26 protein-coding genes are annotated in these 26,378 nt (G+C 71.5%); 10 read left to right on the forward strand and 16 right to left on the reverse strand.

What is annotated here, in order from left to right:
- The first annotated feature begins 349 nt into the window (after nucleotides 1-349).
- From pknB to ACZ7IF_RS34960, 3 genes are all read left to right on the forward strand, one after another.
- Nucleotides 350-2,263 (forward strand): Stk1 family PASTA domain-containing Ser/Thr kinase, encoded by a 1,914-nt coding sequence (gene pknB / locus ACZ7IF_RS34950; protein WP_470980122.1) that lies wholly within the window; start codon nucleotides 350-352, stop codon nucleotides 2,261-2,263.
- Nucleotides 2,264-2,269: 6 nt separating this feature from the next.
- A complete protein-coding gene (locus ACZ7IF_RS34955; RefSeq protein WP_470980125.1) occupies nucleotides 2,270-3,130 on the forward strand; it encodes a deoxyribonuclease IV in 861 nt (286 codons plus the stop codon).
- 101 nt (nucleotides 3,131-3,231) lie between these two features.
- A complete protein-coding gene (locus tag ACZ7IF_RS34960; RefSeq protein ID WP_470980128.1) occupies nucleotides 3,232-3,837 on the forward strand; it encodes a DUF4396 domain-containing protein in 606 nt (201 codons plus the stop codon).
- Nucleotides 3,838-3,891: 54 nt separating this feature from the next.
- Here ACZ7IF_RS34960 and ACZ7IF_RS34965 read toward each other — a convergent pair whose 3' ends face one another.
- Nucleotides 3,892-4,524 carry a sulfite oxidase-like oxidoreductase gene (locus ACZ7IF_RS34965; RefSeq protein ID WP_470980131.1) on the reverse strand — a complete coding sequence of 211 codons (633 nt, stop codon included), beginning with the start codon at nucleotides 4,522-4,524 and terminating at the stop codon, nucleotides 3,892-3,894.
- A 171-nt stretch (nucleotides 4,525-4,695) separates the two neighbouring features.
- Between ACZ7IF_RS34965 and bfr the strand changes: the two genes are divergently transcribed.
- Nucleotides 4,696-5,172, forward strand: a complete 477-nt coding sequence (gene bfr / locus ACZ7IF_RS34970; RefSeq protein ID WP_388935547.1) for a bacterioferritin — start codon at nucleotides 4,696-4,698, stop codon at nucleotides 5,170-5,172.
- 10 nt (nucleotides 5,173-5,182) lie between these two features.
- Here bfr and ACZ7IF_RS34975 read toward each other — a convergent pair whose 3' ends face one another.
- Both ACZ7IF_RS34975 and ACZ7IF_RS34980 read right to left on the reverse strand, forming a co-directional pair.
- A complete protein-coding gene (locus ACZ7IF_RS34975) occupies nucleotides 5,183-5,449 on the reverse strand; it encodes a (2Fe-2S)-binding protein (protein ID WP_470980134.1) in 267 nt (88 codons plus the stop codon).
- A gap of 161 nt (nucleotides 5,450-5,610) precedes the next feature.
- Nucleotides 5,611-6,975: a class II 3-deoxy-7-phosphoheptulonate synthase gene (locus ACZ7IF_RS34980; RefSeq protein ID WP_470980137.1), complete on the reverse strand. Its 1,365-nt coding sequence runs from the start codon at nucleotides 6,973-6,975 to the stop codon at nucleotides 5,611-5,613.
- A 321-nt stretch (nucleotides 6,976-7,296) separates the two neighbouring features.
- Between ACZ7IF_RS34980 and ACZ7IF_RS34985 the strand changes: the two genes are divergently transcribed.
- Entirely contained in the window at nucleotides 7,297-9,222 is a 1,926-nt protein-coding gene (locus tag ACZ7IF_RS34985) for an anthranilate synthase family protein (RefSeq protein ID WP_470980140.1), read from the forward strand.
- An 89-nt stretch (nucleotides 9,223-9,311) separates the two neighbouring features.
- Here ACZ7IF_RS34985 and ACZ7IF_RS34990 read toward each other — a convergent pair whose 3' ends face one another.
- From ACZ7IF_RS34990 to ACZ7IF_RS35010, 5 genes are all read right to left on the reverse strand, one after another.
- On the reverse strand, nucleotides 9,312-10,322 hold the full coding sequence (locus ACZ7IF_RS34990) for a 2-hydroxyacid dehydrogenase (protein ID WP_470980230.1): 1,011 nt from the start codon (nucleotides 10,320-10,322) through the stop codon (nucleotides 9,312-9,314).
- A gap of 71 nt (nucleotides 10,323-10,393) precedes the next feature.
- A complete protein-coding gene (locus tag ACZ7IF_RS34995; RefSeq protein ID WP_470980233.1) occupies nucleotides 10,394-11,425 on the reverse strand; it encodes a 6-phosphofructokinase in 1,032 nt (343 codons plus the stop codon).
- 156 nt (nucleotides 11,426-11,581) lie between these two features.
- Nucleotides 11,582-12,226 (reverse strand): response regulator, encoded by a 645-nt coding sequence (locus ACZ7IF_RS35000; protein ID WP_470980236.1) that lies wholly within the window; start codon nucleotides 12,224-12,226, stop codon nucleotides 11,582-11,584.
- A gap of 35 nt (nucleotides 12,227-12,261) precedes the next feature.
- Nucleotides 12,262-13,473: a MacS family sensor histidine kinase gene (macS, locus tag ACZ7IF_RS35005; protein ID WP_470980143.1), complete on the reverse strand. Its 1,212-nt coding sequence runs from the start codon at nucleotides 13,471-13,473 to the stop codon at nucleotides 12,262-12,264.
- A 57-nt stretch (nucleotides 13,474-13,530) separates the two neighbouring features.
- A complete protein-coding gene (locus ACZ7IF_RS35010) occupies nucleotides 13,531-14,313 on the reverse strand; it encodes a lysophospholipid acyltransferase family protein (RefSeq protein WP_362473179.1) in 783 nt (260 codons plus the stop codon).
- Nucleotides 14,314-14,473: 160 nt separating this feature from the next.
- Between ACZ7IF_RS35010 and ACZ7IF_RS35015 the strand changes: the two genes are divergently transcribed.
- Together ACZ7IF_RS35015 and ACZ7IF_RS35020 are read left to right on the forward strand one after the other, a co-directional pair.
- Entirely contained in the window at nucleotides 14,474-15,253 is a 780-nt protein-coding gene (locus ACZ7IF_RS35015; RefSeq protein WP_470980146.1) for an alpha/beta hydrolase, read from the forward strand.
- Nucleotides 15,246-15,836 carry a hypothetical protein gene (locus ACZ7IF_RS35020; protein WP_470980148.1) on the forward strand — a complete coding sequence of 197 codons (591 nt, stop codon included), beginning with the start codon at nucleotides 15,246-15,248 and terminating at the stop codon, nucleotides 15,834-15,836. Before ACZ7IF_RS35015 ends, ACZ7IF_RS35020 begins: the two co-directional genes overlap by 8 nt.
- A gap of 578 nt (nucleotides 15,837-16,414) precedes the next feature.
- On the opposite strand, the gene ACZ7IF_RS35025 is transcribed toward ACZ7IF_RS35020, so the two are convergent.
- Together ACZ7IF_RS35025 and ACZ7IF_RS35030 are read right to left on the reverse strand one after the other, a co-directional pair.
- Nucleotides 16,415-16,669 carry a hypothetical protein gene (locus ACZ7IF_RS35025; protein WP_470980151.1) on the reverse strand — a complete coding sequence of 85 codons (255 nt, stop codon included), beginning with the start codon at nucleotides 16,667-16,669 and terminating at the stop codon, nucleotides 16,415-16,417.
- Nucleotides 16,662-16,829 carry a hypothetical protein gene (locus tag ACZ7IF_RS35030; RefSeq protein ID WP_470980154.1) on the reverse strand — a complete coding sequence of 56 codons (168 nt, stop codon included), beginning with the start codon at nucleotides 16,827-16,829 and terminating at the stop codon, nucleotides 16,662-16,664. The genes ACZ7IF_RS35025 and ACZ7IF_RS35030 overlap by 8 nt, the downstream gene beginning before the upstream one ends.
- A gap of 151 nt (nucleotides 16,830-16,980) precedes the next feature.
- On the opposite strand from ACZ7IF_RS35030, the gene ACZ7IF_RS35035 reads away from it, so the two are divergent.
- Nucleotides 16,981-18,156 (forward strand): helix-turn-helix domain-containing protein, encoded by a 1,176-nt coding sequence (locus tag ACZ7IF_RS35035; protein ID WP_470980157.1) that lies wholly within the window; start codon nucleotides 16,981-16,983, stop codon nucleotides 18,154-18,156.
- The gene (locus tag ACZ7IF_RS35040; RefSeq protein WP_470980160.1) at nucleotides 18,099-18,770 is read left to right on the forward strand and encodes a YdcF family protein; all 672 of its coding nucleotides are present in this window, start codon (nucleotides 18,099-18,101) and stop codon (nucleotides 18,768-18,770) included. Before ACZ7IF_RS35035 ends, ACZ7IF_RS35040 begins: the two co-directional genes overlap by 58 nt.
- A 651-nt stretch (nucleotides 18,771-19,421) precedes the next feature.
- Here the strand turns inward: ACZ7IF_RS35040 and ACZ7IF_RS35045 are convergent.
- The 6 genes from ACZ7IF_RS35045 to ACZ7IF_RS35070 all read right to left on the reverse strand — a co-directional run bounded on the left by ACZ7IF_RS35045 (nucleotide 19,422) and on the right by ACZ7IF_RS35070 (nucleotide 24,326).
- Nucleotides 19,422-20,171 (reverse strand): endonuclease/exonuclease/phosphatase family protein, encoded by a 750-nt coding sequence (locus ACZ7IF_RS35045; protein WP_470980163.1) that lies wholly within the window; start codon nucleotides 20,169-20,171, stop codon nucleotides 19,422-19,424.
- A 77-nt stretch (nucleotides 20,172-20,248) separates the two neighbouring features.
- Nucleotides 20,249-21,190, reverse strand: a complete 942-nt coding sequence (locus ACZ7IF_RS35050; RefSeq protein WP_007263662.1) for an ROK family glucokinase — start codon at nucleotides 21,188-21,190, stop codon at nucleotides 20,249-20,251.
- Nucleotides 21,191-21,251: 61 nt separating this feature from the next.
- Complete coding sequence (locus ACZ7IF_RS35055) at nucleotides 21,252-21,710, reverse strand: DUF5304 domain-containing protein (protein WP_470980167.1); 459 nt, start codon at nucleotides 21,708-21,710, stop codon at nucleotides 21,252-21,254.
- Between the two features lie 67 nt (nucleotides 21,711-21,777).
- Complete coding sequence (locus tag ACZ7IF_RS35060; protein ID WP_470980240.1) at nucleotides 21,778-22,929, reverse strand: ArsA family ATPase; 1,152 nt, start codon at nucleotides 22,927-22,929, stop codon at nucleotides 21,778-21,780.
- Nucleotides 22,930-23,019: 90 nt separating this feature from the next.
- The gene (locus ACZ7IF_RS35065; RefSeq protein WP_007263665.1) at nucleotides 23,020-23,463 is read right to left on the reverse strand and encodes an SRPBCC family protein; all 444 of its coding nucleotides are present in this window, start codon (nucleotides 23,461-23,463) and stop codon (nucleotides 23,020-23,022) included.
- Between the two features lie 80 nt (nucleotides 23,464-23,543).
- The gene (locus ACZ7IF_RS35070) at nucleotides 23,544-24,326 is read right to left on the reverse strand and encodes a metallophosphoesterase family protein (protein ID WP_470980169.1); all 783 of its coding nucleotides are present in this window, start codon (nucleotides 24,324-24,326) and stop codon (nucleotides 23,544-23,546) included.
- A 254-nt stretch (nucleotides 24,327-24,580) separates the two neighbouring features.
- Between ACZ7IF_RS35070 and ACZ7IF_RS35075 the strand changes: the two genes are divergently transcribed.
- Nucleotides 24,581-26,377 (forward strand): AMP-dependent synthetase/ligase, encoded by a 1,797-nt coding sequence (locus ACZ7IF_RS35075; protein ID WP_470980171.1) that lies wholly within the window; start codon nucleotides 24,581-24,583, stop codon nucleotides 26,375-26,377.
- The last annotated feature ends 1 nt before the right edge of the window (nucleotide 26,378 follow it).

Below are 26,378 nucleotides of genomic sequence, written 5' to 3' on the forward strand. Positions count from 1 at the left end.
TCTTTCGGCTTTCCGGGGCGGGACGGTCGGTCAAGGGTCGCCGAAGGCGATCACGAAGTGACGCGACGAAGGAGCGCCCTTGAGGGACCGGCCCGACACGGAAGGACGATGGGACTGACGGGAAACCCCCAAACCGGCCATGAGACCGCCCAGGGGGATACCGCTCCCCGCCCCGCAGACAGCGAGGCGGGTGGGCAACCACCGCCCGGCCCCCACCCCTCGATGGGGACGATGGTGCGCCCGAGCCACACGCCTCGTACACCCCCGCCCCACCCCCCTCATGTCACGGCTGCGCTGCAAGCGTGGACGCCCCGGACGGCTCAAACTCACCGGCTCGTAGAATCGCCGGGTGGATACGACCCTGGATGACCCCCTCGTCGGGCGCGTGCTCGACGGCCGCTACCGCGTCGACGCCCGTATCGCGGCCGGCGGCATGGCCACGGTCTACCGGGCCGTCGACACCCGCCTCGACCGGGTGCTCGCGCTCAAGATCATGCACCCGGACCTGGCCGCCGACGCCGCCTTCGTCGACCGGTTCATCCGCGAGGCGAAGTCCGTGGCCCGGCTCGCGCACCCGAACGTCGTGGCCGTCTTCGACCAGGGCACGGACGGGCCGTACACGTACCTGGCCATGGAGTACGTCTCCGGCTGCACCCTGCGCGACGTCCTGCGCGAGCGCGGGGCGCTCCAGCCGCGGGCCGCGCTGGACATCCTGGAGCCGGTCCTCGCCGCCCTCGGCACCGCGCACCGGGCCGGTTTCGTGCACCGGGACATGAAGCCCGAGAACGTCCTGATCGGCGACGACGGCAGCGTCAAGGTCGCCGACTTCGGCCTCGTCCGCTCCGTGGACTCGGCGACGAACACCACCGGCTCCGTGCTCGGCACCGTCTCCTACCTCGCGCCCGAGCAGATCGAGGACGGGATCACCGACACCCGCGCGGACGTCTACGCCTGCGGTGTCGTCCTGTACGAGATGCTCACCGGCTCCAAGCCGCACACCGGCGGCACCCCGGCCCAGGTTCTGTACCAGCACCTCAACGAGGACGTGCCGCCCCCGTCGGCCGCAGTCCCCGGGCTGCCCGCCGCCCTCGACGAGCTGGTGGCGCACGCCGCCGCCCGCAGTGCCGAGCTGCGCCCGTACGACGCCGCCGCCCTGCTCGGCCTGACCCGGGAGGCCCGGGCTCGGCTGAGCGAGGCCGAGCTGGACGCGGTACCGCCGCAGGCGCGGGCGCAGGAGCGGTCCGCGACCGAGGACCGCACCAGTGTGATCCCGCGGCCGGTGGGACCGGCCGGGCCCGTGCACCACACCTCCCGTCTGGAGCGTCCGCCGGTACCCGAGCAGCAGGCCCCCGCCCAGGCCCCTCAGCGGCGGGCACCCCGGCGCGGGATGCTGCTGGTCATCGCCGCGGTCCTGCTGGTCCTCGGTATCGGCGGCGGCGTCTGGTACGTCAGCTCCGGCCAGTTCACCAAGGTCCCGAACCTCCTCGGCAAGACGGAGGCGCAGGCCCGCGACGAGCTGTCGGCCGCCGGTCTGGGCATCAAGAGGGTCGACCGGAAGTTCAGCGCGGCCTTCGAGCGCGGGACGGTCATGGAGACCAGCCCCGGCGGCGGCAAGCAGATCCGCGGCAACGGGGCGGTCGTCCTCACCGTCTCGCGCGGCCCCGAGGTCGTCAGCGTGCCCGACCTCAAGGGCAGGCCTCTGGAGGAGGCGAAGGAGGAGCTGACGAAGGCGGGGCTGGCGCCCGGCATCGTCTCGCAGGCCTTCAGCCAGGACGTCGCCCAGGGCTCGGTGATCAGCACCGACCCGGCGGGCGGCCAGAAGCGGGCACCCGACTCGGCGGTCGCGCTCCTCGTCAGCAAGGGCCGTCCCGTGCAGGTCCCGAGCGTGACGGGCCAGTCCGCGGACCAGGCCCGGGCCGCACTGGAGGCGCTCGGCCTGAAGGTGGCGACGGCCCCCGACCAGGTCAACTCCCCCTCCCCCGCCGGTACGGTGGCCAACCAGTCGGCCGCCGCCGGCACGCAGGCCGCCGCGGGCGACACGGTCACGCTGACCCTGTCCAAGGGACCCCGGCAGGTCCAGGTCCCCAGCGTCACCGGCCAGGACGTGGACGTGGCCCGCAAGACCCTGGAGGCCCTGGGCTTCAAGGTGAAGGTGGACCGCCCCTTCCTCTCCTTCAGCAGCACCGTGGACACCCAGTCGGTGCCCGCCGGCCAGAGCGCGCCCGAGGGCAGCACGATCACCGTCAAGACCAAGGGACTCTGAGAGCCAGTGACACGCAATCCCGTGGGCGGGCACGTCCCCGTCGCCGGCGGGCTGGCCTCGGTCGGCCTCACCTACGCCCGGGAGATGGGCGCGGAGGCCGTGCAGGTCTTCGTCGCCAACCCGCGCGGCTGGGCCACCCCGACCGGTAATCCGGCGCAGGACGAGCTGTTCCGCGCCCAGTGCGCCGAAGAGTCGGTCCCGGCGTACGTGCACGCCCCGTACCTGATCAACTTCGGCTCGCACACCGAGGCGACCGTCGAGAAGTCGGTGGAGTCCCTGCGCCACTCGCTGCGCCGGGGCCGGGAGATCGGCGCGCTCGGGGTGGTCGTGCACACCGGCTCGGCCACCGGGGGCCGCCCGCGTGAGGCGGCGTACGCGCAGGTCAGGGAGCACATGCTGCCGCTGCTGGACGAGCTGACGCACGAGGACGACCCGTTCCTGCTGCTGGAGTCCACGGCCGGGCAGGGCTCCTCGCTGTGCTCGCGCACCTGGGACTTCGGCCCGTACTTCGAGGCGCTCGACCACCACCCGAAGCTCGGCATCTGCCTGGACACGTGCCACGTCTTCGCGGCCGGGCACGACCTCGCCGAGCCGGGCGGCACCAAGCAGACGCTGGACCTGCTGGTGGAGACGGTGGGCGCGGGCCGGCTGAAGCTGATCCACGCCAACGACTCCAAGGAGGGCGTCGGCGCGCACAAGGACCGGCACGCCAACATCGGGCAGGGCCACATCGGCCGCGACGCCTTCGCCGAGCTGTTCTCGCACCCCGAGATGGACGGCGTACCGCTGATCATCGAGACGCCGGGCGGCAAGGAGGGCCACGCGGCCGACGTGGCGCTGCTGAAGGAGCTCCGCGACCTCCACTGACCCCCTGAAGATCTGTTGAGGAATACCCTAGGGGGGTATACGGTTCTGTCGTACCGACGGGACCGCTACCAGGCGTTCCCCTAAGGCTTTCGGGGGTTGTCATGGAGCAGCACGAGAACCACGAACACCACCAGCAGCACGCACACCACCAGCAACACGGAACCGAGCACCAGGACCACGGCGGCCACCAGGGCCACGGCACCCACGCCGGGCACGGCGACCACACCGCCCACGGCACCCACGGCGCCCACACCCACGCCCACGGCGGCGAGGTCAGCTGGGCCATGGCGGCCCGGGCCACCCTGCACTGCCTCACCGGCTGCGCCATCGGCGAGGTGCTCGGCATGATCGTCGGTACCGCGCTGGGCTGGGGGAACGTTCCGACGATGATCCTGGCGATCGTCCTCGCGTTCTTCTTCGGCTACGCGCTCACCCTGCGCGGGATCCTCGCCGCCGGCGTGGACTTCCGTTCGGCCGTCCGGGTGGCACTGGCCGCGGACACCCTTTCGATCGCGGTCATGGAGCTGGTCGACAACGGGGTGATCGCCCTGTGGCCCGGCGCGATGGACGCCCACCTGTCGGACCCGCTCTTCTGGACGGTGCTGGCGATCGCGCTCGTCGTCGCCTTCGTCCTGACCACCCCGGTCAACAAGTGGATGATCGGCCGCGGCAAGGGCCACGCCGTCGTCCACCAGTACCACCACTGAGGTACCACCGGGGGGTACCTCCGACCCGCGACGGCCCGTGAGCCACGGCGGCGGCTACAGCTCCGGGCCGTCGCCCGGTTCCTCCTGGTACGAGTAACGCTGCTCGCGCCAGGGGTCGCCGATGTTGTGGTAGCCGCGCTCTTCCCAGAAGCCCCGGCGGTCGGCGGTCATGTACTCGACGCCGCGGACCCACTTGGGACCCTTCCAGGCGTACAGGTGCGGGACCACGAGCCGCAGCGGGAAGCCGTGCTCGGCCGTCAGCAGTTCGCCGCCCATGTGGGTGGCGAAGACGGTCCGGTCGGAGGCGAAGTCGGCCAGTCTCATGTTGGAGCTGAAGCCGTACTCGGCCCACACCATCACGTGCGTGACCTGCGGGGCCGGCGGGGCCAGGTCCAGCACGGTACGCGCCAGCACGCCGCCCCATTCGGCGCCCGTCATGCTGAACTTGGTGACGCAGTGCAGGTCGGCCACGACCGAGTCGAACGGCAGGGCCGCGAACTCCTCGTGGTTCCAGCAGTGCTTTTCGCCGTCGGCGGTCGCGCCGAAGACGCGGAACTCCCAGCGGTCCGGCTTGAACTTGGGCACGGGACCGTAGTGGGTGACGGGCCAACCCCTCTGCAACCGCTGCCCCGGAGGGAGCTCGACCTGCTCTGCTCCCGGAGATTCCCGGCTTTCCGGCTGACCCATGCCTCCATGGTGACAGACGTGGCGGGGTGGTCACGACCAGGTACGACCCTATTCGGGCAAGTCACGGCAACTCCCACTAAGGAGGCACTTACTGGACGCCCCCGGACGGCAGTGCAAGGATGCGCGCACTGCCCACTCACTAGCTGACATTGCCTGGAAGGAGCCTCTGCGATGCAGGGCGACCCCGAGGTCCTCGAATTCCTCAACGAGCAGCTGACCGGCGAGCTCACGGCCATCAACCAGTACTGGCTGCACTACCGCATCCAGGACAACAAGGGGTGGACGAAGCTCGCCAAGTACACGCGTGAAGAGTCCATCGACGAGATGAAGCACGCGGACAAGATCACCGAGCGCATCCTGATGCTCGACGGTCTGCCGAACTACCAGCGCCTCTTCCACGTGCGCGTCGGACAGACGATCACGGAGATGTTCCAGGCGGACCGGCAGGTGGAGGTCGAGGCCATCGACCGCCTCAAGCGCGGCATCGAGGTCATGCGCGGAAAGGGCGACATCACGTCCGCCCGCCTCTTCGAGGAGATCCTGGCGGACGAGGAGCACCACATCGACTACCTCGACACCCAGCTGGAGCTCATCGAGTCCCTCGGTGAGGCGCTGTACATCGCGCAGCTCATCGAGCAGCCGAGCTAGCCGACGGCCCTCAGGCGGCTTCCGCCAGCTCCGGCCCGGAGGCCGGTCCCGGGTCGGCGGCGAGGACGGCCGCGGCGTTGCCCTTCTCCAGCAGCTCCCGGCGGGGGCAGGCCCCACGGCCGAGGATGCCCTGGATGGTGCGCACGCAGGATCCGCAGTCGGTGCCGGCCTTGGTGGCCGAGGCGATCTGGCGGGGGGTGCAGGCCCCGGCGGCCGCGTGTTCCTTCACCTGCTTGTCGGTGACACCGAAGCAAGAGCAGACGTACACGCGGTTCACCTCCCTGGAGCGGAACGGTTCGGCAGGCCATCCCCTATTCGGTGAGGCTTACCTAACCGTACCCAAAGTTAGGGTCCCCTAAAAGACCCCGGTACGACGATGGGGCGCGGATCACATCGATCCGCGCCCCATCGTCGTAGGAAGGTACCTACTGATCGCGCCTACTGGTCGCGGTACATCTCGGCGACCAGGAAGGCCAGGTCCAGGGACTGGCTGCGGTTGAGCCGCGGGTCGCAGGCCGTCTCGTAGCGCTGGTGCAGGTCGTCGACGAAGATCTCGTCGCCGCCGCCCACGCACTCGGTGACGTCGTCACCGGTGAGCTCGACGTGGATGCCGCCCGGGTGGGTGCCCAGGGCCTTGTGGACCTCGAAGAAGCCCTTCACCTCGTCGAGCACGTCGTCGAAACGGCGCGTCTTGTGGCCCGAGGCCGCCTCGAAGGTGTTGCCGTGCATCGGGTCGGTGACCCACGCGACGGTCGCACCGGACGCGGTGACCTTCTCGACCAGCTCGGGGAGCTTGTCGCGGACCTTGTCGGCGCCCATGCGGACGACGAAGGTCAGCCGGCCCGGCTCGCGCTCGGGGTCCAGGCGGTCGACGTACGTCAGCGCCTCGTCGACCGTGGTGGTCGGGCCGAGCTTGATGCCGATCGGGTTGGCGATCTGCGCGCAGAACTCGATGTGGGCGTGGTCCAGCTGGCGGGTGCGCTCACCGATCCAGACCATGTGGCCGGAGGTGTCGTACAGCTTGCCGGTACGCGAGTCCGTACGGGTGAGGGCGCCCTCGTAGTCCAGCAGCAGCGCCTCGTGCGAGGAGTAGAACTCCACCGCCTTGAACTCGGCCGGGTCGGTGCCACAGGCCTTCATGAAGTTCAGGGCGTTGTCGATCTCCCGCGCGAGCTGCTCGTAGCGCTGCCCGGACGGGGAGGACTTCACGAAGTCCTGGTTCCAGGCGTGCACCTGGCGCAGGTCGGCGTAGCCACCGGTGGTGAAGGCGCGCACCAGGTTCAGCGTCGAGGCCGACGCGTGGTACATGCGCTTGAGCCGCTCCGGGTCCGGGACGCGGGCCTCTTCCGTGAAGGCGAAGCCGTTGACGGAGTCGCCGCGGTAGGTCGGCAGGGTGACGCCGTCGCGGGTCTCGGTGTCCTTGGAGCGCGGCTTGGAGTACTGGCCCGCGATACGGCCGACCTTCACGACGGGCACGGAGGCCGCGTACGTGAGGACGGCGCTCATCTGGAGCAGGGTCTTCAGCTTGGCGCGGATGTGGTCGGCGGAGACGGCGTCGAAGGCCTCGGCGCAGTCGCCGCCCTGGAGCAGGAACGCCTCGCCCTTGGCGACGGCTCCCAGACGGGCGCGCAGCTGGTCGCACTCGCCCGCGAAGACGAGCGGAGGATACGACTCGAGGTCCGCGACGACAGCGCGCAGGGCCTCGGCATCGGGGTACGAAGGCTGCTGCGCCGCGGGAAGGTCTCGCCAGGTCGCCTTGGCGGCGAGGGCGTGGTTTTCAGCGTTCACGGTCACCTCGTACACATTACGTCGTCATTCGCCGTGTCCGGCCGGACGCCCACCTGATGAGACGGTGTCGTTCGAAGGCCCGGGGGCCGGGGATTAACGGAATGCAAGGTTCATATGTCGGAAAAAGTCAGATGCAGCGGGACGGCGTCCCGGTGGGCTAGGGTGCCTCCCATGTACGCGCACACCGACCTGAACTGGTGGTGGCCCGCTCCCGGCGGTCCACTCCTCTCGCGTACCCACTGACACGAGCGAAGCGAAGGCCGCCCCGAGGGGCGGCCTTCTGCGTGTGCCGACACGGGCCGTCCCTCCCTCCGACACCCCACCGGAAGGACGCCCATGACCCGCCCCACGCCCTGCCCCGCACCCCGGCCCGATTTCGACCTCGGCCGGCTCCTCGACGACTCCGCGCCGCCCTTCGCACTGCTGCGCCGGCGCACCCCGGGCCGCGACCACGACACCGTCGAGGTGCTCCTCGGCCCGGTCCACGAGGCCGGACGGCTCGCCGACCTGCCCGTACGGGAGCTCCCCACCCTCGCCCTGGTCCCCTTCCGGCAGATCCGCGAGCGCGGGTTCGACGTACGCGACGACGGCACGCCGCTGGCCGTGCTGGCCGCCGAGGAGGCGTACGAGATCCCGCTCGCCGCCGCGCTGGCCGGGCTCCCGGACCACGGCGTCCGGGTGGACGGCGGCGGCTTCGACGTCCCCGACGAGGAGTACGCGGCCACCGTCGACCGGGTGGTCCGCGAGGAGATCGGCCGCGGCGAGGGCGCGAACTTCGTGATCCGGCGCACCTACGAGGGCCGGATCGACGGCTTCGGCCGGGCCGACGCGCTGGCCCTGTTCCGGCGGCTGCTGGAGGGCGAGCGGGGCGCGTACTGGACGTACGTGGTCCACACCCCGGACCGCACCCTGGTCGGCGCCAGCCCGGAGGTGCACGTGCGGATGTCCGGCGGCACGGTCGTGATGAACCCGATCAGCGGCACCTACCGCTACCCGGCCTCCGGCCCGACCGCCGAGTCGCTCCTCGCCTTCCTCGCCGACCGCAAGGAGACCGAGGAGCTGTCGATGGTGGTCGACGAGGAACTGAAGATGATGTGCACGGTCGGCGACATGGGCGGAGTGGTGGTCGGGCCCCGCCTGAAGGAGATGTCCCACCTCGCGCACACCGAGTACGAGCTGCGCGGACGCTCCTCGCTGGACGTCCGGGAGGTACTGCGGGAGACCATGTTCGCGGCGACCGTGACGGGCTCGCCCGTACAGAACGCGTGCCGGGTGATCGAGCGGTACGAGAACGGCGGCCGCGGCTACTACGCGGGCGCGCTGGCACTGCTCGGCCTGGACGCGTCCGGCGCCCAGACCCTGGACTCCCCCATCCTGATCCGCACCGCCGACATCGCCCCGGACGGCGCGCTGCGGGTGCCGGTCGGGGCCACCCTGGTCCGCCACTCGGACCCGCTCGGCGAGGTGGCGGAGACCCACGCCAAGGCCGCCGGGGTACTGGCAGCCCTGGGCGTACGGCCGGGCGCGCCCCGGCCGGCCTTCGACGGGACCGGGCTGGCCGACGACCCCCGGGTGCAGGCGGCCCTCGCCTCGCGGCGGGCGGACCTGGCGCCGTTCTGGCTCCGCATGCAGGAGCGGCCGGCCGTGGTGAGCGGGCACGCGCTGGTGATCGACGCGGAGGACACCTTCACGGCGATGCTGGCGCACGTGCTGCGGGTGGCCGGGCTGGAGGTGACCGTACGCCGCTACGACGACCCCGGGCTGCGGGCCCTCGCCCTGGCCTGGGACGGCCCGGTCGTCCTCGGCCCGGGGCCGGGGAACCCGGCGGACGCGGCCGATCCCAAGATGCGGATGCTGCGCGGGCTGGCGCGGGAGCTGCTCACCTCCCACCGCGGGGGGCTGCTGGGGGTGTGCCTCGGGCACGAGCTGATCGCGGCGGAGCTGGGGCTGCCGCTGGTGCGGAAGGCCGAGCCGGCGCAGGGGGCGCAGGTGAGGGTCGACCTCTTCGGCACGCCGGAGGTGGTGGGCTTCTACAACACGTACACCGCGGCCTGTGACGCGGAGGCGGAGGCCGAGCTGTCCGCGCACGGGGTGGAGGTGTCCCGTGACGCCGTCACGGACGAGGTCCACGCGCTGCGGTGCGCTGCGCGGGGCTTCGCGGGCGTCCAGTTCCACCCGGAGTCGGTGCTCACCCTGCGGGGGGCGGGGGTCGTGTCCGCCCTTGTCCGGTCGGTGACGGGGGCCGCCGCCGGGTCGGCGTAGCCCGTGGGGGCCGGCCGTTGCCCTGCGGGGCCGGCCCCCTGCCCGCCCTTCCACCGTTCCCCGGGTCTCCGCCGCAGGCGCCCCGGGGCTCAGCCCGCGCCGGGCACCAGGGTGTTCTCGGAGCGGCGGCCCGCGAGGTAGTCGGCGACGTTCGCGACCGTCGCCGCGATGATCTGCCCGACCGCGTCAACGGTGTAGTACGCCTGGTGGGACGTGACGAGCACGTTCGGGAAGGTGACCAGCCGGGCCAGGGTGTCGTCCTCGACCGCCTCCAGGGAGCGGTCCGTGAAGAAGACCCCGGCCTCCGCCTCGTACACGTCCAGGCCCACCCCCGTGAAGCGGCCCGCCCGCAGCTCCGCGACCAGGGCCTCCGTGTCGATCAGCCCGCCCCGGCTGGAGTTCACGAGGACCGCGTCGTCCCGCATCGCCTTCAGCGCGGCCGCGTCGACGATGTGGTGCGTGGACTCCAGCAGCGGCACGTGCAGGCTGATCAGGTCGGCGGCCGCGAACAGCTCGTCCTTGTCCACGTACGCCATGCCCAGCTCCACGCACGCCGGGTTCGGCGCGATGTCCCAGCCCAGCAGGTTCATGCCGAAGCCGTGGGCGATCCGGGTGAAGGCCTCGCCGATCCTGCCGGTGCCGAGGACTCCCGCCGTGCGGCCCCGCAGGTCGCGGCCCATCAGCCCGTTCAGGCGGAAGTCGAAGTCCCGGGTGCGGTTGGAGGCGCGGACGATCCGCCGGTTCACGGCCATGGCCAGGGTCCAGGCGAACTCGGCCACCGAGTAGGGGGAGTAGTACGAGACCCGGCTGACGGTCATGCGGAGCTGCCGGGCCACGTCCAGGTCGATGTTGTTGAAGCCGGTCGAGCGCTGCGCGATCATCCGGGTGCCGCCGGCGGCCAGCGTGCGCAGGACCCTGCCGTGCAGTTCGGCGTTGACGCTGGAGGAGACGACCTCGTACCCGGCGGCGATCGGCGCGGTGTCCTCGCCGAGGAAGACGTCGAGGCAGCGGACCTCGTGCCGCCCCTCGAAGTGTTCCTCGAAGGCGCGTTCCAGGAGGGGCTTCTCGTCGGCGGTCACGCCGAAGGCCAGGATCTCCACGCTCGCTCCCCACAGGTCGGCCACGGGTCGTTTCGTCACGATACGACCCGTGGCCCGGGTCCGCTCAGGCGTCAGCCGAAGAAGACCCCGACTTCCTCGTACAGCGCGGGGTCGACCGTCTTCAGCTTCGCGGTGGCCTCCGCGATCGGCACTCGGACGATGTCCGTCCCCTTCAGCGCGACCATCTTGCCGAAGTCCCCGTCGCGCACCGCGTCGATCGCGTGCAGCCCGAAGCGGGTGGCGAGCCAGCGGTCGAAGGCGCTCGGGGTGCCGCCGCGCTGGATGTGCCCGAGGACCGTCGTACGGGCCTCCTTGCCGGTCCGCGATTCGATCTCCTTGGCCAGCCACTCGCCCACGCCCGACAGCCGGACGTGCCCGAAGGAGTCGCGGGAGACGGCGTCCTTGAGGACCAGGTCCCCGTCCTTGGGCATGGCCCCCTCCGCGACCACCACGATGGGCGCGTAGCTGGCCTTGAAGCGGGAGGTCACCCAGGCGCAGACCTGGTCCACGTCGAAGCGCTGCTCGGGGATGAGGATGACGTTGGCGCCGCCCGCCAGCCCCGAGTGCAGGGCGATCCAGCCGGCGTGCCGGCCCATCACCTCGACGACCAGGACCCGCATGTGGGACTCGGCCGTGGTGTGCAGCCGGTCGATGGCCTCGGTGGCGATGCCCACGGCGGTGTCGAAGCCGAAGGTGTAGTCGGTGGCCGAGAGGTCGTTGTCGATGGTCTTCGGTACGCCGACGCAGGGGACGCCGTACTCCTCGTAGAGCCGGGCGGCCACGCCGAGGGTGTCCTCGCCGCCGATCGCGACGAGCGCGTCGACCTCGAACTTGGCGAGGTTCTCCTTGATGGCGCGGACGCCGTTCTCCGTCTTGAACGGGTTGGTGCGCGAGGAGCCGAGGATGGTGCCGCCCCGGGGCAGGATGCCCCGGACCGCGGGGATGTCCAGCGGGACGGTGTCCCCCTCGACGGGCCCCCGCCAGCCGTCCTTGAAGCCGACGAACCGGTATCCGTACTCCTGCGTGCCCTTGCGGACGACGCCCCTGATCACCGCGTTGAGTCCGGGGCAGTCGCCGCCGCCGGTGAGCACTCCGACCTTCATGGAATCTCCCTTCGCCATGACGGTCACGCTAGTGGTGACGCAGGTCACGGCAAGGGTGCCGGAGAGCCCGATTCCGGTGAAAACACGGGGCGTTGTGTACGCCCCGTTCACTCGTACGGGGAAGCGGGGTGGAAGTAAGTACGACGTACGAACGGGTTACGCGTCGTCGAGCCCGCGCTCTATGGCGTACCGGACGAGCTCCACCCGGTTGTGCAGCTGGAGCTTGCCGAGGGTGTTCTGCACGTGGTTCTGGACCGTGCGGTGGGAGATCACCAGCCGCTCCGCGATCTGCTTGTACGACAGCCCCTTGGCCACCAGCCGCAGCACCTCGGTCTCCCGGTCGGTCAGCTGCGGGGCCTTCGGCTCGTCGGGGGCGGCCGGCGCCGGGTCGGTGGCCAGGCGCCGGTACTCGCCGAGGACGAGGCCGGCCAGGCCGGGCGTGAACACCGGGTCGCCGGCCGCCGTGCGGCGGACCGCGTCGATCAGCTCCTGCGCCCCGGCCGACTTCAGCAGGTAGCCGGTCGCCCCGGACTTCACCGCCTCCAGCACGTCGGCGTGCTCCCCGCTGGCCGACAGGACGAGCACGCGCAGCGCGGGATCGGCGCCGACCAGCTCCTTGCAGACCTGCACCCCGGGCATGCCCGGCAGGTTGAGGTCGAGGACCAGCACCCGCGGCGCCGCCGCGCGGGCCCGGCGTACCGCCTCCGGCCCGTCGCCGGCCGTGGCGACGACGTCGAAGCCCGCGGCGGCCAGGTCGCGGGCCACCGCGTCCCGCCACATCGGATGGTCGTCGACGACCATCACCTTGATGTCCTGGAGCTCGCTGCTGTCGTCGTTCACTGGGTCCTCCCCCTCGGTACTTTCAGTTCCACTTCGGTGCCCTGTCCGGGGACGGACACCAGCTCGGCGCTGCCGCCGAGGTCGCGCAGGCGTCCGCGGATGGACAGGGCCACGCCCATGCGCCCCTCGCCCTCCGCCTGGTCGAGCCGGCCGGCCGGGATGCCCGGGCCGTCGTCCCGTACGGTCACGATCACCTCGTCGCCCCAGTCCTCGACCAGGATCCAGGCGCTGGCCCCCTCCCCGGCGTGCTTGCGCACGTTGTCGAGGGCCGCGCCGACCGCCGCCGCCAGTTCCCGCGCGGCGGGCGCCGGCAGCACCACCGGGGTGCCCGGCTCGGCGAAGCTCACCCGGGAGCCGGCGTGCGGGGCCAGCAGGGAGCGCAGGTCGAGGTCGGCCTCGTCCGCGCCGGGCTCCTCCACCTCGTACGTGTCCACCAGCGCGCCGAGCGACCCGTCGCGCGAGACCCGGGAGGGCTGCACCAGCCCGCTGGAGACCAGCGTGCGCAGCGCCACCTCCTGCTCGCCCGCCATCCGGCCGAGCTCGGCGGCCTCGCCGCCCAGCTCGGTGCCGCGCCGCTGGACCATGGCGAGGACCTGGAGGACCCCGTCGTGGATGTCGCGGGCGAGGCGCTCGCGCTCGCGGGTCGCGGCCTCGATCTCCAGGGCGCGGGCGAGGGTGGCCTCACTGGCCCGGGCGACCTCGACGACGTAGCCGATGGCTATGGAGGCGACCCAGACCAGCAGCACGTTGTGCAGCGCGTCCCGGGTCGGGTCGCCGCCGTGGATGACGAGGTTGGCGGCGGCCACGAAGGTCGAGGCGAAGCCGGCCCAGCGCCAGCCGCCCTTGAGGGCGAAGGCCAGGACCGAGCCGGCGGTCCAGATGCTGGGGAGGGTCGGGCCGCCCCCCGTGATCCGCTCGTGGGTGTCGGCGAGCGGGGTGAGCAGGATGCCGGTCAGTGCGACGGCGAGGTCGGCGACGAGGAAGCCCTTGGTGCAGCTGGCCGCGTTCGCCACCCGGCGGTGGGTGGCCAGCGTCCAAACGGCGAGGAGGGCGAGGTAGCCGACCGCGACCCGGGGCTGGTCGAACTTCCGGTAGGCCGCGGCGAACAGCAGGACCGCGTAGACCATGGTGAGCAGCCGGTACGCCGTCAGGGCCCGCCACAACGGCTGCTCGACCGACATCCGTACGACGCGCTCGCGCTTCGCCATCTCCCCCACCCGCCCCGTTCCCGCGGGCACGGCCTCCCGGCCGGCCCGCCGCGCGCGCTACTCCGCGCCCGTCTCTCCCTTGGCCTTCTCGGCTTCGGCCTTCTCCGCTTCGGCCTTCTCGGCCTTGGCCGCCTTGTCGGCCGCCTTGCCGCTCTCCTTGGCCGCCTTCTCCGCGTCCGCGATCTGCCGCTTGGCGGCCGTCGCGTAGATGTCCACGTACTCCTGGCCGGAGAGCTTCATGATCTCGTACATGACCTCGTCGGTCACCGAGCGGAGGATGAAGCGGTCCCCGTCCATGCCCTGGTAGCGGCTGAAGTCCAGCGGCTTGCCGATCCGGATGCCCGGACGCATCAGCTTCGGGACCACCTTGCCGGGCGGCTGGATCTTCTCGGTGTCGATCATCGCGACCGGGATCACGGGCGCGCCGGTGGCCAGCGCCACCCGGGCCAGACCGCCCGGCTTGCCGCGGTAGAGGCGGCCGTCGGGTGAACGCGTCCCCTCGGGGTAAATACCGAACAGCTCCCCGCGCTCGATGACCTCGATGCCGCTCTTGATGGCGGCCTCGCCCGCGCCGCGCGCGCCGGAGCGGTCCACCGGGAGCTGGCCGACGCCCTTGAAGAAGGCCGCCGTCAGCTTGCCCTTGACCCCCGGGGAGGTGAAGTACTCGGCCTTCGCGATGAAGGTCACCTTCCGGTCCAGGACGGCCGGCAGGAAGAAGGAGTCGGAGAAGGACAGGTGGTTGCTCGCGAGGATCGCCGGCCCCTCGGCGGGAATGTTCTCGAGGCCCTCCACCCACGGCCTGAAGGCGAGCTTCAGGGAACCCCCGATGGAGAACTTCATTGCGCCGTAGATCAACTCGAAAGCCTTCCTGTGTCTGTCGAACAGACCATATCCCGTGGGCCCGCGCGGAGCGCCCGACGGCCCTGGTTGGTGTCATCCCGGTCGCGTACGGTGAAGTCACACAGCGCAACGCACCCCCCACCCTTCGAAGGAGACCCTGGTGCCCGTCCTCCCTGGAGCAGAGCCGTTCCGCCACGAGGGCGGAGAGGTCGGCGTGCTTCTCTGCCACGGCTTCACCGGTTCGCCTCAGTCGCTCCGCCCCTGGGCCGAGTACCTGGCCGAGCGCGGGCTGACCGTCTCGCTCCCGCTGCTGCCCGGGCACGGGACGCGCTGGCAGGACATGCAGCTCACCGGCTGGCAGGACTGGTACGCGGAGGTCGACCGGGCGCTGCGCGAGCTGCTGGAGCGGTGCGAGCAGGTCTTCGTCTTCGGGCTCTCGATGGGCGGCGCGCTGACCCTGCGGCTGGCGGCCCGGCACGGGGACGTGATCAGCGGGATCGTCCTCGTCAACCCGGCCAACAAGGTGCACGACCCGCTGGCGTTCGCCCTTCCGGTGGCCAAGCACTTCATCCGGTCGACGCCGGGGATCGCCAGCGACATCGCGAAGCCCGGCTCGGAGGAAGTCGGCTACGACCGGGTCCCGACCAAGGCCGCGCACTCGCTGCGGAAGTTCTTCCAGCTGGTGGACACCGAGCTGCCGCAGGTCACACAGCCCGTACTGCTGCTCCACAGCCCCCAGGACCACGTGGTCCCCCCGGTGGACTCGGCGCGGATCCTGTCCCGCGTGTCGTCGACCGACGTCACCGAGACCCTGCTGGAACAGAGCTACCACGTGGCGACGTTGGACCATGACGCGGAGCGGATCTTCGCGGACAGCTACGCGTTCATCGGGCGGCTCGCGAAGAGTGTCGGCAGGGAGGGGGCGGCCAGCGGTGGCTGAGCACGAGGAGTCCTCCGGGGGTGTTCCCCCGCTGGACGAGGAAGCGGCGTGGGCCGCGATCGTCGCCGGGTACGGGCAGGAACCACCGGACCCGCCGGGGGCGAGGCCGTTCCGGCCGATCGAGAACCTGATGCTGCCGGAGGAGGACGTGAAGCCCGAGCCGAAGCCCCCGGCGGCCGAGCCGGCTCCGGAGCCGAAGCCCGAGCCGAAGCCGGAGCCGAAGCCGGAGCTGGGCAGCTCGATCACGTTCGCCCCGGGCGTGGGCGCGGGCATGAGCGTGCCCGTGCCGGCCCCCACACCGGGCCCGCGGGACCACACCCCGGCCGAGCCGGCGGACGAGGGCCACTTCGTCCCGCCGGAACCGGAGCTGCCGGAGGCGGACACGACGGCGAAGTTCGCGTGGCTGGCGGTGATCGGCGGGCCGGTGCTGCTGTTGCTGGCGGTGCTGTTCCAGTGGGACATGACGTGGTGGCTGACCACCTTGGGCATCGGCGGCTTCCTGGGCGGCTTCGCCACCCTGATCGCCCGCATGTCGCACGGCGACGAGGACGACGACGATCCGGGGCGGGGCGCGGTGGTGTAGGGCCGTCGAGGGTACGCGGCTTGCGGCGCGGGCCCGCCATCTCCCCCTCGAGGGGTGGGGGCCGGGCGGTGTCTGCCCACCCGCCTCCCCGGGTGCGGGCCGGTGGGGTGGGGAGCGGTGTCCCCCTGGGCGGTGTCAGAGCTGGTTTGGGGGTTTCCCGTCAGTCCCATCGTCCTTCCGTGTCGTGCCGGCCCGTCAAGGGCGCTCCCTTCGGTCGCGTCACTTCGTGATCGCCTTCGGCGACCCTTGACCGACCGTCCCGCCCCGGAAAGACATAAGGACTGCCGGGAAACCCCCAAAAGAACGGCACGGGCAGAGGGGGGAGGGACGGGTCTCTCAGGGATGCGGGAGGAAGCGGGGGCCGGCCCGCCGGGCATCCGGGCGGCCTTGATCCGTGGTCCCGGGCCGGGGGCCCGGCTACCTGCACCACATGCCGACCAGAGCCCCGTGGGGAGCACCCAAGCGCGTCAGATCGCTACGCGCTCCTCTTTTCTCGGCGTCCGGCGGCCGTCTTGGGCTGATACCCGCACCAAATGTTGATCAGGGCGCTGGGGGAAGCGGACGGGCGCGTCGGATCGCTACGCGCTCCTCTGGTCTCGGAGACTGGCGGCCGTCCGGGGCTGGGCTGGGGCGGGTTCGACATTGGTGACGGCGGTGGTGAACTCGCGGCCGGATGCGCCCCGGATATAGGCCAGCTCCATCCAGCGCTCGATTCCGGTGTCCGAGACGTTCTCGTTGATCACCGCCATCAGCACGCCCTCGACGCCCGAGGCGATGTCGCGGACGCGCTGGCGGAGAAGACGGTGGGGGACGTACTCGTAGCACTCACTCATCGGAGACCGCCTCGAGCGTGCTGAGGAAGCGCTCCCAGCCTGCCTGGGCCCGGTCTAGTAGGTCGTTGCTGGGCTCGAACGTGGCTGCCACCCTCACGACGGGCACGTGCGCGGTCTTGGGCACCTCGCAAACGCAGCTGTGCGTGATGCGGTCGGTCACGGGGCGACTCCTCCAGAGGTAAGTGGTGTCACCCCATCAGCCTGGACTCGTCCCAACCGTGCGGGAATGAACGCTTGTTGCACTTCCGCTGCACTTGCGTCCCCCCTCGTCGGTCTGGCGTGGTTCGATGACGGTGAGAAAGGAGCGGCGTGTGGCGACCGTGCACCACTGGACCGGGCTGGAGGCCAAGGCACTCCGGCTCGCGCTGCGGCTGAGCATCCGTGCGTTCGCCGAACACCTCGGTGTCGGCGTGCGGACCATCTCCAAATGGGAGAAGCTCCAGGCATTAACCGAGCCCCGCCCGGACACCCAGGCGATCCTTGATACAGCTCTGGCCCGTGCGGATACGGCTGCCCATCTGCGGTTCGAGACGTTCCTGTCCGAAACCGGATGGCCCGGAACGGAAGCCGCAGTCCGACGGGTGACACCCGCAGGCCCGCTGGCCTGGGAGTACGAATCCTGGGCCGATGACCTGGACCGGGTCGTGGTGGCCCTCTCTCAGCAGGAATTCACGTTCGCCGACAGCCTGCTCAGCCGGTGGCTGAGCCGCTTCAAGACCCCCGAGCTGGACGAGAAGGGCCTGTATCTGTTCGCCCGCTCGACCGCCTTGCTTGGCGACCTCAAGCGCTACCGGGGAACTCTCGTTGGACTGCTGTCCGCCCAGCACTCCTATGTCGGTGCGCGCGCCGTCTTCACACACCTCGGCATCCCCCGCCGTGTAGCCCAGATCGACCTGTCCCTCGCGGTCGTCATGGAGATGTCCGGCAAGCTGGAGACCGCTGCTCGCGCCTACGAAACCCTGGCTGTCGATGACCGGCTCTCTCCTCGCGACCGCGCGCGTGCCCGATTGTGGGTGGGAACCGCGCTGAGCAAGGACGGTCAGCACGACTACGCGACGCGTGTCATGACAGCCGCGACTCGTGACTTCGAGAACCTCACCGAACCCGACGACTGGTCGGTGGCCCACCAGAAACTCGCCCTCGCCCGCCGCGACGCCGGAGACCTCACCACCGCGCTCCGTTTCCTGGACGTCGCCTGTAGCACGAGCACTGTGCGGTCCCCAATGCAACGGGTGCAGCTCACCACCGCTCAAGCCCACATCCTGCGCACCGATCCCGCCACCCGTGACGAGGGGCTCCGCCTTCTCGACGAAGCCGCACAGATCGCCGCGCAGTCCGACCTCGGACATCAACTACGTAGCATCGAGGCGATCAGACGGACGTGCGAGGGAGCCTTCAAACCCCTACACCACCGACGAGGGAGCAACGAGTGGCAGACGGACGACCGCAGGGAATCAACGAGGATCAGCGGCAGGCGGCCCAGCTGATCTGGGACTACCACCACATGCGTCACGAACTCCGCCCGTGCGACGCGGCCATCGCCTTGGGTTGCAACGACCTCGGCGTCAGCACCTACGCCGCCCACTTGTACGAGACCGGGCTCTTCCCCATCCTCGTGTTCACCGGCGGCAACAGCGCGGCCACCAGCAGCGTGTTCCCCCGTGGCGAAGCCGTGCACTTCCACGAGCATGCCCTTGCGCTCGGCGTACCCGCCCACGCGATGCTGCTCGAACCGAAGGCCGCCAACACCGGGCAGAACATCGCGTTCGCCCGCGAGACGCTCACCGCCGCCGGGGTCCGGCCCCATTCCGTGCTGCTGATCGGCATGCCATACATGGAGCGACGAGCCTTCGCCACTTGCCGCGAGCAGTGGCCCGAGGCCGAAGTGGTCTGCGCTTCCGACCCATTGTCCTTCGATGCCTATCTCAAAGGCATGGGCGATGAGGAATCCGTGATCAGCATGATGGTCGGCGACCTGCAACGGGTGATCGAGTACCCGAAGAAGGGATTCGCTATCGCCCAGGACGTACCAGATGACGTGCATGCCGCATATGAGTCTCTCATCCGCGACGGCTTCACCAACTGTCTCATCAGACCCTGACGGATGTTGCTCCTGTCGGCCCGTGCCGCTGCCGTCGGCCCTCTTGGCTTGAGGCCAGCGGCCACAGACATGCTGCGGACGCTGATAAGTGAAGAGCGCGTAGCGATCTGACGCGCCCACCCGCTTCCCGCCTCTTCCTGATCAACATTTGGTGCAGGTATCAGCCCCGGACGGCCGCCAGCCGCTGAGAAGTGAGGAGCGCGTAGCGATCTCTCGCGCCTGGGGGCTCCGCAGGTCGCTCTGATCAACCTCTCGTGCAGGTAGCCAGGCCCCCGAACCAGGGCTGGGCGGGCCCGGATGCCCAGCCGGCCGACGCCCGGCTCCTCGCCTCATCGCTGAGAGACCCGCCCCTCCGACCATGGACCGTGCCGTCTCTTTGGGGGTTTCCCGGCAGTCTTTCGTTTTTCCGGGGCGGGACGGTCGGTCAAGGGTCGCCGAAGGCGATCGCGTAGCGACGCGACCGAAGGGAGCGCCCTTGACGGGCCGGCCCGTCACGGAAGGACGATGGGACTGACGGGAAACCCCCGCCCCTCGATGAGCCCGGCCGAGGGGATCCGGCCCTCCGCCCACCCACCCGCACCCGGGGGCGGGTGGGCAGCCACTGACCTGCCCCCACCGGGTCGAGGGGGAGGTAGCGCGCCCCCACCGGCGTCACCCCGCCGGAATCCGCAGCGTCGCCAGGACCGGGAGGTGGTCGGTGGCGGCGCGGAGGTCGGGGGGCGTGACCCCGGGGAGCCCTGCCGGGACACCGCAGGCCAGTACCTCCACCCCCCGCGACGCGAACACCGCGTCGATCCGCCGGTCCGGCGCCGCCGACGGGAAGGTGTCGCCGCCGCCCCAGGGGGACACCGTCCAGCAGTCCTGGAGCGCCCCCGACAGCCGGCCGAAGGCCGGACCCCCCGCCGCCTCGTTGACGTCGGCGGCCGCGATCACGTGCGGTGCCCCCAGCGCGGCGGCCCGGTCCAGCAGCAGCTCCGCCTGGGCGCGCCGCTCCCCCGCGTCCAGCGACAGGTGCGCGCTGACCACCCCGACCCGGGCGGCCCCGAAGCGGACGACGGCCGTCGCGAAGCCCCGCCGGTGCAGTCCGGGGGTGCGCGGGAGCAGCACGTCCTCGGTCCGCTCCACGAAGGCCCGTAGCGAGCAGAGCAGCAGCGGCCCGGCGGCCGTCGCTCCTCCGCCCAGCACCACGAGGTCGGTCTTGGCGGCCAGCCTCGCCGCGTGCTTGCGCCAGCGGAAGAACCTCGGTGCCTCCTGTACGAGGACCAGGTCGGGGGCGCAGGCGCGGATGACCCGGGCCAGGGCCTCCTCGTCGTCGCGCAGCGAGCGGATGTTGTAGCTGAGCGCCCGGATCACGGCTGAACCGTCGGGCTCGGTCACAGACTTCGGCAGCGTGTGCGGCATGCCCCGAACATACGCAGCTGCCCGCCGCTCCCACAGGGGGCGCGGCGGGCAGTCACTGCCGAACGGGGGGCCGGGTGTCAGCCCTGGCGGGCCAGGTCCGCGGCGCCGACGAGCCCGGCCTTGCCGCCGAGCTGCGCGGCCAGTACCTGCGCGTGCGGCCGCCAGGCGCCGCCGACCAGCCAGCGCTTGAAGGACTTGCGGATCGGGTCGAGGACGAGGTCGCCCTCGTCGGAGACGCCGCCGCCGACGATGAACGCCGACGGGTCGAAGAGGGAGGCCAGGTCGGCCAGGCCCGCGCCGGCCCAGCGGGCGAGCTCGCGGAAGGCGTCGATGGCGACCAGGTCGCCGGCCCGGGCGGCCTCGCTGATGTGCTTGCCCTCGATGCCCTCGGCGGTGCCGTCGCCGAGGCCGAGCAGGATCGCCGCGTTCTCGGGGGTGGCGTTGGCGCGCTGCTTCGCGTACCGGACGAGGGCGCGGCCGGAGGCGTACTGCTCCCAGCAGCCCTGGCTGCCGCAGCCGCACAGCAGGCCGTCGGGGACGACCCGGATGTGGCCGAACTCGGCGGCGACGCCGAAGCGGCCGCGGCGCAGCTTGTTGCCGATGATGATGCCGCCGCCGAGGCCCGTGCCGAGGGTGATGCAGATGACGTCCTCGTGGCCCTGGCCGGCGCCGAAGCGGTATTCGCCCCAGGCGGCGCAGTTCGCGTCGTTCTCGACGACGACGGGCAGGCCGATGCGCTGCTCGACCTTGTCCTTGAGCGGTTCGTGCCGCCAGTTGATGTTCGGTGCGAAGAGCACCGTGGCGCGCTTGTCGTCGACGTATCCGGCGGCGCCGATGCCGACGGCGTCGATGGTGTGGCTGCTGCTGACCTCGGAGACGGCGGCGCAGATCGCCTCCGTCACGCCGTCCGCGGTCGGCGGGGTGGGCACCTTGTACGTCTCAAGGATGGTGCCCTCTTCGTCGACCACGCCGGCCGCGATCTTCGTGCCGCCGATGTCGACGCCGATGGTGAGTCCCATTAGTCCCTCGGTTTCCGGTCAAACCCCGCCACGGCCAACCGTACACGGGGCCGGCGGAGGTTCAGTCGAGATCGATCCGCTCGGCCGGGCCCGTATCGGGGCCCTCGTCGCCCTTGTCGGAGGGCTTGCGGGGGGCGGGCGGTTCGTCGTGGGTCCAGCGGCGCTCGTGGCCTTCGACGGCGGAGCGGTAGGCGGCGAGGAGTTCGGATCCGGCGGCCGCGAGGTGGCCGAAGACCTCCGGGTTGCGCTCGATGACGGGCTTGGCGGCGGTCTTGGCCTGGTTGACGAACTGGCGTACGGCGTCCTGGGCGGCGGCGCCGACGGCCGGGTTGTTCAGGGAGGAGACCTTGTCGGCGACGGCCTCGAAGAGCTTGAACAGCTCCTCGGCGGCGGTGCCCGTGCCCGTGCCCGTGCCGCCGGCCCGTGCCGACCTGCGGCGTTCCTTCTCGGCGGCGAGGTCCTCGGCGCAGGCCCGCGCCCAGGCGTCGTCGTCGGCGGGGTGGTCGGTGGCCTCGCTCATGGCGGACTCTCCTGGCGGCAGCTGCGGTGGGTCTTCCTTCGACGGTACCCGAACGGCGGTACGGGTCTCAGCGCTCCCTCGGCCACAGCCTCGGGTCCGGGGTGAAGCGGACGCGGAGGGCGCCGTCGGCGAGGGCGGCGCCCGAGACGGTGCAGCGGCGCAGGACCGAGGGCAGCGGAACGATCCTGCGGTGCGGTCCCACGGCGACGAGCAGCTCGTCCCCGCGCCGGACGAGATCGAGCTCGCTCTTGCGGGCGCGGGGCAGCGGGATCGCCCAGACGAGCACCCCGTCGTCGGCGAGCCGGTCCTCGACGGTCCAGCCGGGGCCGGGCGCGGGGGCGGGGCCGGGGGTGATTCCCCGGGCGGTGCCGAGCGCCTCCAGGTCGTCGGTGCCGCGGGGGTCCCGGCCGAGGTGGGCCAGCTCGTGGACGGGGAGGTCTTGGCCCCATTCGGCCAGGAACGCCCGCTGCTGCGCCGCGATCCCCGCTGCCCAGGCGTCGGCCGCGGCGGCGGCCGGCGGCACGAGCCGGTTGGCCACGAGGGCCTCGATCCGCAGCTCGTGCAGGGCGAGCCCGAGCACCCCGGTGCGCAGGGCGGCGGCCGCGGCGGGGCCGGGCTCGGCGACCAGGCGGACCCGGGTGGTGGGGGCCTCCACGACGGCCTGGACGGCGGCCAGCTCCTCGTCCCAGCGCGCGGCGGTCTCGTAGAGCCACTGCGCCGGCATGGGCACTCCGGCCAGCTGGGCCAGTACGGGGCGCAGGGCGCGGGCCGCCTGCCGCTCGACGGGCAGCAGCCGGGCGAGGTAGCGGCGCAGCTGGGCGGGGAGGGCGAGGGTGGCCACGGCCTGGTGCAGCGGGGGCATGTCCACGACGGCGAGGTCGGTGGCGGGTTCGGCGGCGGCCCGGCGCAGGGCGCGGAGCAGGGCGAACTGTTCGGCGCCGGGGAGCTCGGTGAGTTCCTCGGCGCCGAGGGGACGCCCGCCGAGCATGCCGATGAGGGAGGCGCCGCGTTCCTGGAGGGCGGCGAGCTCGGTGCGGAACTCCGCGCCGGAGTCGATCCGGGCGATCCGCAGCCGGGGGTCGGGGCTTCCCTCCCCGAAGGGGTCCTCGGCGCACAGCAGCACCACCCGTTGCCCGTCCCGTGCGGCGGCGAGCGCGGTCGCGGCCGCGACGGTGCTCCGGCCGGCCCCTCCGGGGCCGGTGACGAGGAGGGTCTGCATGGTGGTGCCGTGCCTTTTCTTCACTGGTCCGTACGGACGCGGGCCCCTTTTCGGGGCGCCGCGCGGGCGCCTCGAAAGGGGCCCGGCGCGTCAGGGGCGGGGGGTCTCGACGCGCTTCTTCAGGCCCGCCAGGGCGCGGTCGATGATGACCTTCTCCGCCTTGCGCTTGATCATGCCCAGCATGGGGATCTTGACGTCCACCGTCAGCTGGTAGGTGACCTCGGTGCGCCCGCCGTCCAGCGGGGCCAGCCGGTAGGAGCCGTCGAGCTGCCGCAGCATCTGGGACTTGTCGAGCGTCCAGCTGACCTCGTCGGCGCCCTTCCAGGTGTACGCGAGCGTGTGGTCGTCCTTGATCGCGCCGGCGTCCAGCAGGAGGCGGACCTTCTCGGCGCGGCCTTCGGCGTCGGTGGCCAGCACCTCGGCCTCCTTCACCTCGCCGGTCCACTCCGGGTAGCGGGCGAAGTCGGCGATCACGGCCATCACGTCGGCCGGGGAGGCGTCGATCGTGATGCTTGAGCTGGTGTGTTCCGCCATCGCGGTGGCTCCTCCGGGGAGTGATTCGAGGAAGTGTGCGGCCCGCGGCCGCCGCGTGCAGGCTACCGTGCGTGTGGAGGTCACCACTCCAGGGCCCAGGGCCTTCCGGTGGCGGCGAAGTGCCCGACGTTCACGCACTCGGTGGCGCCGATCCGGGCCCGCCGCGCCAGCGGCTGGTGGACGTGGCCGAAGAGCGCGTACCTGGGCCTGGTCCGGCGGATCGCGGCCAGCAGGGCTTCGCTGCCCCGCTCGAAGCGGCGTGCGACGGTGTCGTAGCAGAGCTCGGGGACCTCCGGCGGGATGTGCGAGCAGAGCACGTCGACCTCGCCGAGGGCCTCCACCTTGGCGGCGTACTCCTCCTCGTCGACCTCGTAGGGGGTGCGCATCGGTGACGGCAGTCCGCCGCCGACGAAGCCGAAGACGCGGCCGCCGATCTCCACGCGCTGGCCGTCGAGGACGGTGGTCCCGGGTCCGGCGTACTCGCTCCACAGGCCGGGGATGTCGACGTTGCCGTACGTCGCGTACGTCGGGCTGGGGAAGGCCGCGAACATCTGCGCGTACTGGCGGCGCACCGCTTCCTCGATCATCCGTTCCCTGTCGAGTCCGTCCCACAGCCGGCGGCCGAATTCACGCGCTTCCGCGAAGCGGCGGGCGGTGCGCAGTTCGACGATGCGGTGGGCGTTCTCGACGCCGAAGAGGTCGGGGAAGATGCCGCGGGAGTGGTCGGCGTAGTCGAGGAAGAGCACCAGGTCACCGAGGCAGACGAGCGCGTCGGCGCCGTCTCCGGCGCGTGCGAGCGCTTCGGTGTTGCCGTGGACGTCGCTGACGACGTGGACCCGCGTACGACTCTTCCTGCCACCCATGCGCTCACCCTAGGGGGGCCCGGCTCCGGCCGGGTAGAGGGAGGGTCGCAGGCGGCCGGACCTGCGGTTACTTCCGAGTCGCGAACACGGTCGACTACTGTCGGCAGCGTATTGGCGGGTCTTGCGGCGCATCGCGATGTACAGAATGTGACGCACGGAACATCTGGCCGGTTCCCTCTATCGGGAACCCACTACCGGTGGGTAACGTCCGGTCGGTCCACACGGTGGCGATGGCGCCCAGAGGAGCAGCAGTCTTGCGCGAGTTCAGCCTTCCGGCCCTTTACGAGGTCCCGTCGGACGGGAACCTGACGGATCTCATCCGCCGCAACGCCGCCCAGCACCCAGACACCGCTGTCATCAGCCGCAAGGTCGACGGCCGGTGGCAGGACGTGACCGCGGTGGAGTTCCTCGCCGAGGTGCGGGCCGCCGCCAAGGGCCTGATCGCGTCGGGCATCGAGCCCGGCGACCGGGTCGCCCTGATCTCCCGCACCCGCTACGAGTGGGTGCTGTTCGACTTCGCGATCTGGACCGCGGGCGGCGTCACCGTCCCCGTGTACGAGACCAGCTCCCCCGAGCAGATCCAGTGGATCCTCGGCGACTCCGGGGCCGTCGCGGCCATCGTGGAGAGCCCCGGGCACAGCGCGAACGTGGCCTCCCTGCGCGACCGGCTGCCGGAGCTGCGCGAGGTCTGGGAGATCGAGAAGGACGCCCAGGGCCTCCTGAAGGCCGCCGGAGCGGAGGTCACCGACGCCGAGGTGGACGCGCGCAGCGCCCTCGCGGTCGCCGACGACCCGGCCACGATCGTCTACACCTCGGGCACCACCGGCCGCCCCAAGGGCTGCGTGCTGACCCACCGCAACTTCTTCGCCGAGTGCGGCAACGTGGTGGAGCGGCTGAAGCCGCTCTTCCGCACCGGCGAGTGCTCCGTGCTGCTCTTCCTCCCGGCCGCGCACGTCTTCGGCCGCCTGGTGGAGGTGGCGGCGGTGCTGGCGCCGATCCGGCTGGGCTGCGTACCGGACATCAAGAACCTCACCGACGAGCTGCAGTCCTTCCGCCCCACGCTGATCCTCGGCGTGCCGCGCGTCTTCGAGAAGGTCTACAACTCGGCGCGGGCCAAGGCCCAGGCCGACGGCAAGGGCAAGATCTTCGACGCGGCCGCCGACACGGCGATCGCGTACAGCCGGGCGCTGGACACCCCCTCGGGCCCGTCCTTCGGCCTGAAGCTCAAGCACAAGATCTTCTCCAAGCTCGTCTACTCCAAGCTGCACGCCGTCCTCGGCGGGCGCGGCGAGTACGCGATCTCCGGCGGCGCCCCGCTCGGCGAGCGGCTCGGCCACTTCTTCCGCGGCATCGGCTTCACGGTCCTGGAGGGCTACGGCCTGACGGAGACCTGCGCGGCCACCGCCTTCCTCCCGTGGGACAAGCAGAAGATCGGCACGGTCGGCCAGCCGCTGCCCGGCTCCGTGCTGCGCATCGCCGACGACGGCGAGGTGCTGGTGCACGGCGAGCACGTCTTCAAGGAGTACTGGAAGAACGAGGCGGCCACCGCCGAGGCGATGACGGACGGCTGGTTCCACACCGGCGACGTCGGCACCCTCGACGAGGACGGCTACCTCAGGATCACCGGGCGCAAGAAGGAACTCATCGTCACGGCCGGCGGCAAGAACGTCGCCCCCGCGGTGATCGAGGACCGGATCCGGGCGCACGCTCTGGTCGCGGAGTGCATGGTGGTCGGCGACGGGCGGCCGTTCGTGGCCGCGCTGGTCACCATCGACGAGGAGTTCCTCGGCCGGTGGGCCGCGGAGAACGGCAAGCCGGCCGGGGTGACGGCGGCGGAGCTGCGCGAGGACGCGGAGCTGATCGCCGCCGTCCAGAAGGCCGTCGACGACGGCAACGCGGCGGTGTCCAAGGCGGAATCGGTGCGGAAGTTCCGCATCCTGGGCTCCCAGTTCACGGAGGAGTCCGGCCACATCACGCCGTCGCTGAAGCTCAAGCGCAACGTGGTGGCGAAGGACTTCGCGGACGAGATCGACGCGCTGTACCGGGGCTGAT

The organism is Streptomyces sp. NPDC037421, from assembly GCF_055602105.1.

Excerpts from the sequence above, each read along its gene's own strand:
- ACZ7IF_RS35060 (WP_470980240.1), bottom strand. The coding sequence starts at position 22,929 with ATGCAGACCCTCCTCGTCACCGGCCCCGGAGGGGCCGGCCGGAGCACC.
- ACZ7IF_RS35070 (WP_470980169.1), bottom strand. The coding sequence starts at position 24,326 with ATGGGTGGCAGGAAGAGTCGTACGCGGGTCCACGTCGTCAGCGACGTC.
- ACZ7IF_RS34995 (WP_470980233.1), bottom strand. The coding sequence starts at position 11,425 with ATGAAGGTCGGAGTGCTCACCGGCGGCGGCGACTGCCCCGGACTCAAC.
- ACZ7IF_RS35025 (WP_470980151.1), bottom strand. The coding sequence starts at position 16,669 with ATGAGTGAGTGCTACGAGTACGTCCCCCACCGTCTTCTCCGCCAGCGC.
- ACZ7IF_RS35000 (WP_470980236.1), bottom strand. The coding sequence starts at position 12,226 with ATGGTCGTCGACGACCATCCGATGTGGCGGGACGCGGTGGCCCGCGAC.
- ACZ7IF_RS35065 (WP_007263665.1), bottom strand. The coding sequence starts at position 23,463 with ATGGCGGAACACACCAGCTCAAGCATCACGATCGACGCCTCCCCGGCC.
- bfr (WP_388935547.1), top strand. The coding sequence starts at position 4,696 with ATGCAGGGCGACCCCGAGGTCCTCGAATTCCTCAACGAGCAGCTGACC.
- ACZ7IF_RS34985 (WP_470980140.1), top strand. The coding sequence starts at position 7,297 with ATGACCCGCCCCACGCCCTGCCCCGCACCCCGGCCCGATTTCGACCTC.
- ACZ7IF_RS35050 (WP_007263662.1), bottom strand. The coding sequence starts at position 21,190 with ATGGGACTCACCATCGGCGTCGACATCGGCGGCACGAAGATCGCGGCC.
- ACZ7IF_RS35055 (WP_470980167.1), bottom strand. The coding sequence starts at position 21,710 with ATGAGCGAGGCCACCGACCACCCCGCCGACGACGACGCCTGGGCGCGG.
- ACZ7IF_RS35010 (WP_362473179.1), bottom strand. The coding sequence starts at position 14,313 with ATGAAGTTCTCCATCGGGGGTTCCCTGAAGCTCGCCTTCAGGCCGTGG.
- macS (WP_470980143.1), bottom strand. The coding sequence starts at position 13,473 with ATGGCGAAGCGCGAGCGCGTCGTACGGATGTCGGTCGAGCAGCCGTTG.
- ACZ7IF_RS35045 (WP_470980163.1), bottom strand. The coding sequence starts at position 20,171 with ATGCCGCACACGCTGCCGAAGTCTGTGACCGAGCCCGACGGTTCAGCC.
- ACZ7IF_RS34965 (WP_470980131.1), bottom strand. The coding sequence starts at position 4,524 with ATGGGTCAGCCGGAAAGCCGGGAATCTCCGGGAGCAGAGCAGGTCGAG.
- ACZ7IF_RS34960 (WP_470980128.1), top strand. The coding sequence starts at position 3,232 with ATGGAGCAGCACGAGAACCACGAACACCACCAGCAGCACGCACACCAC.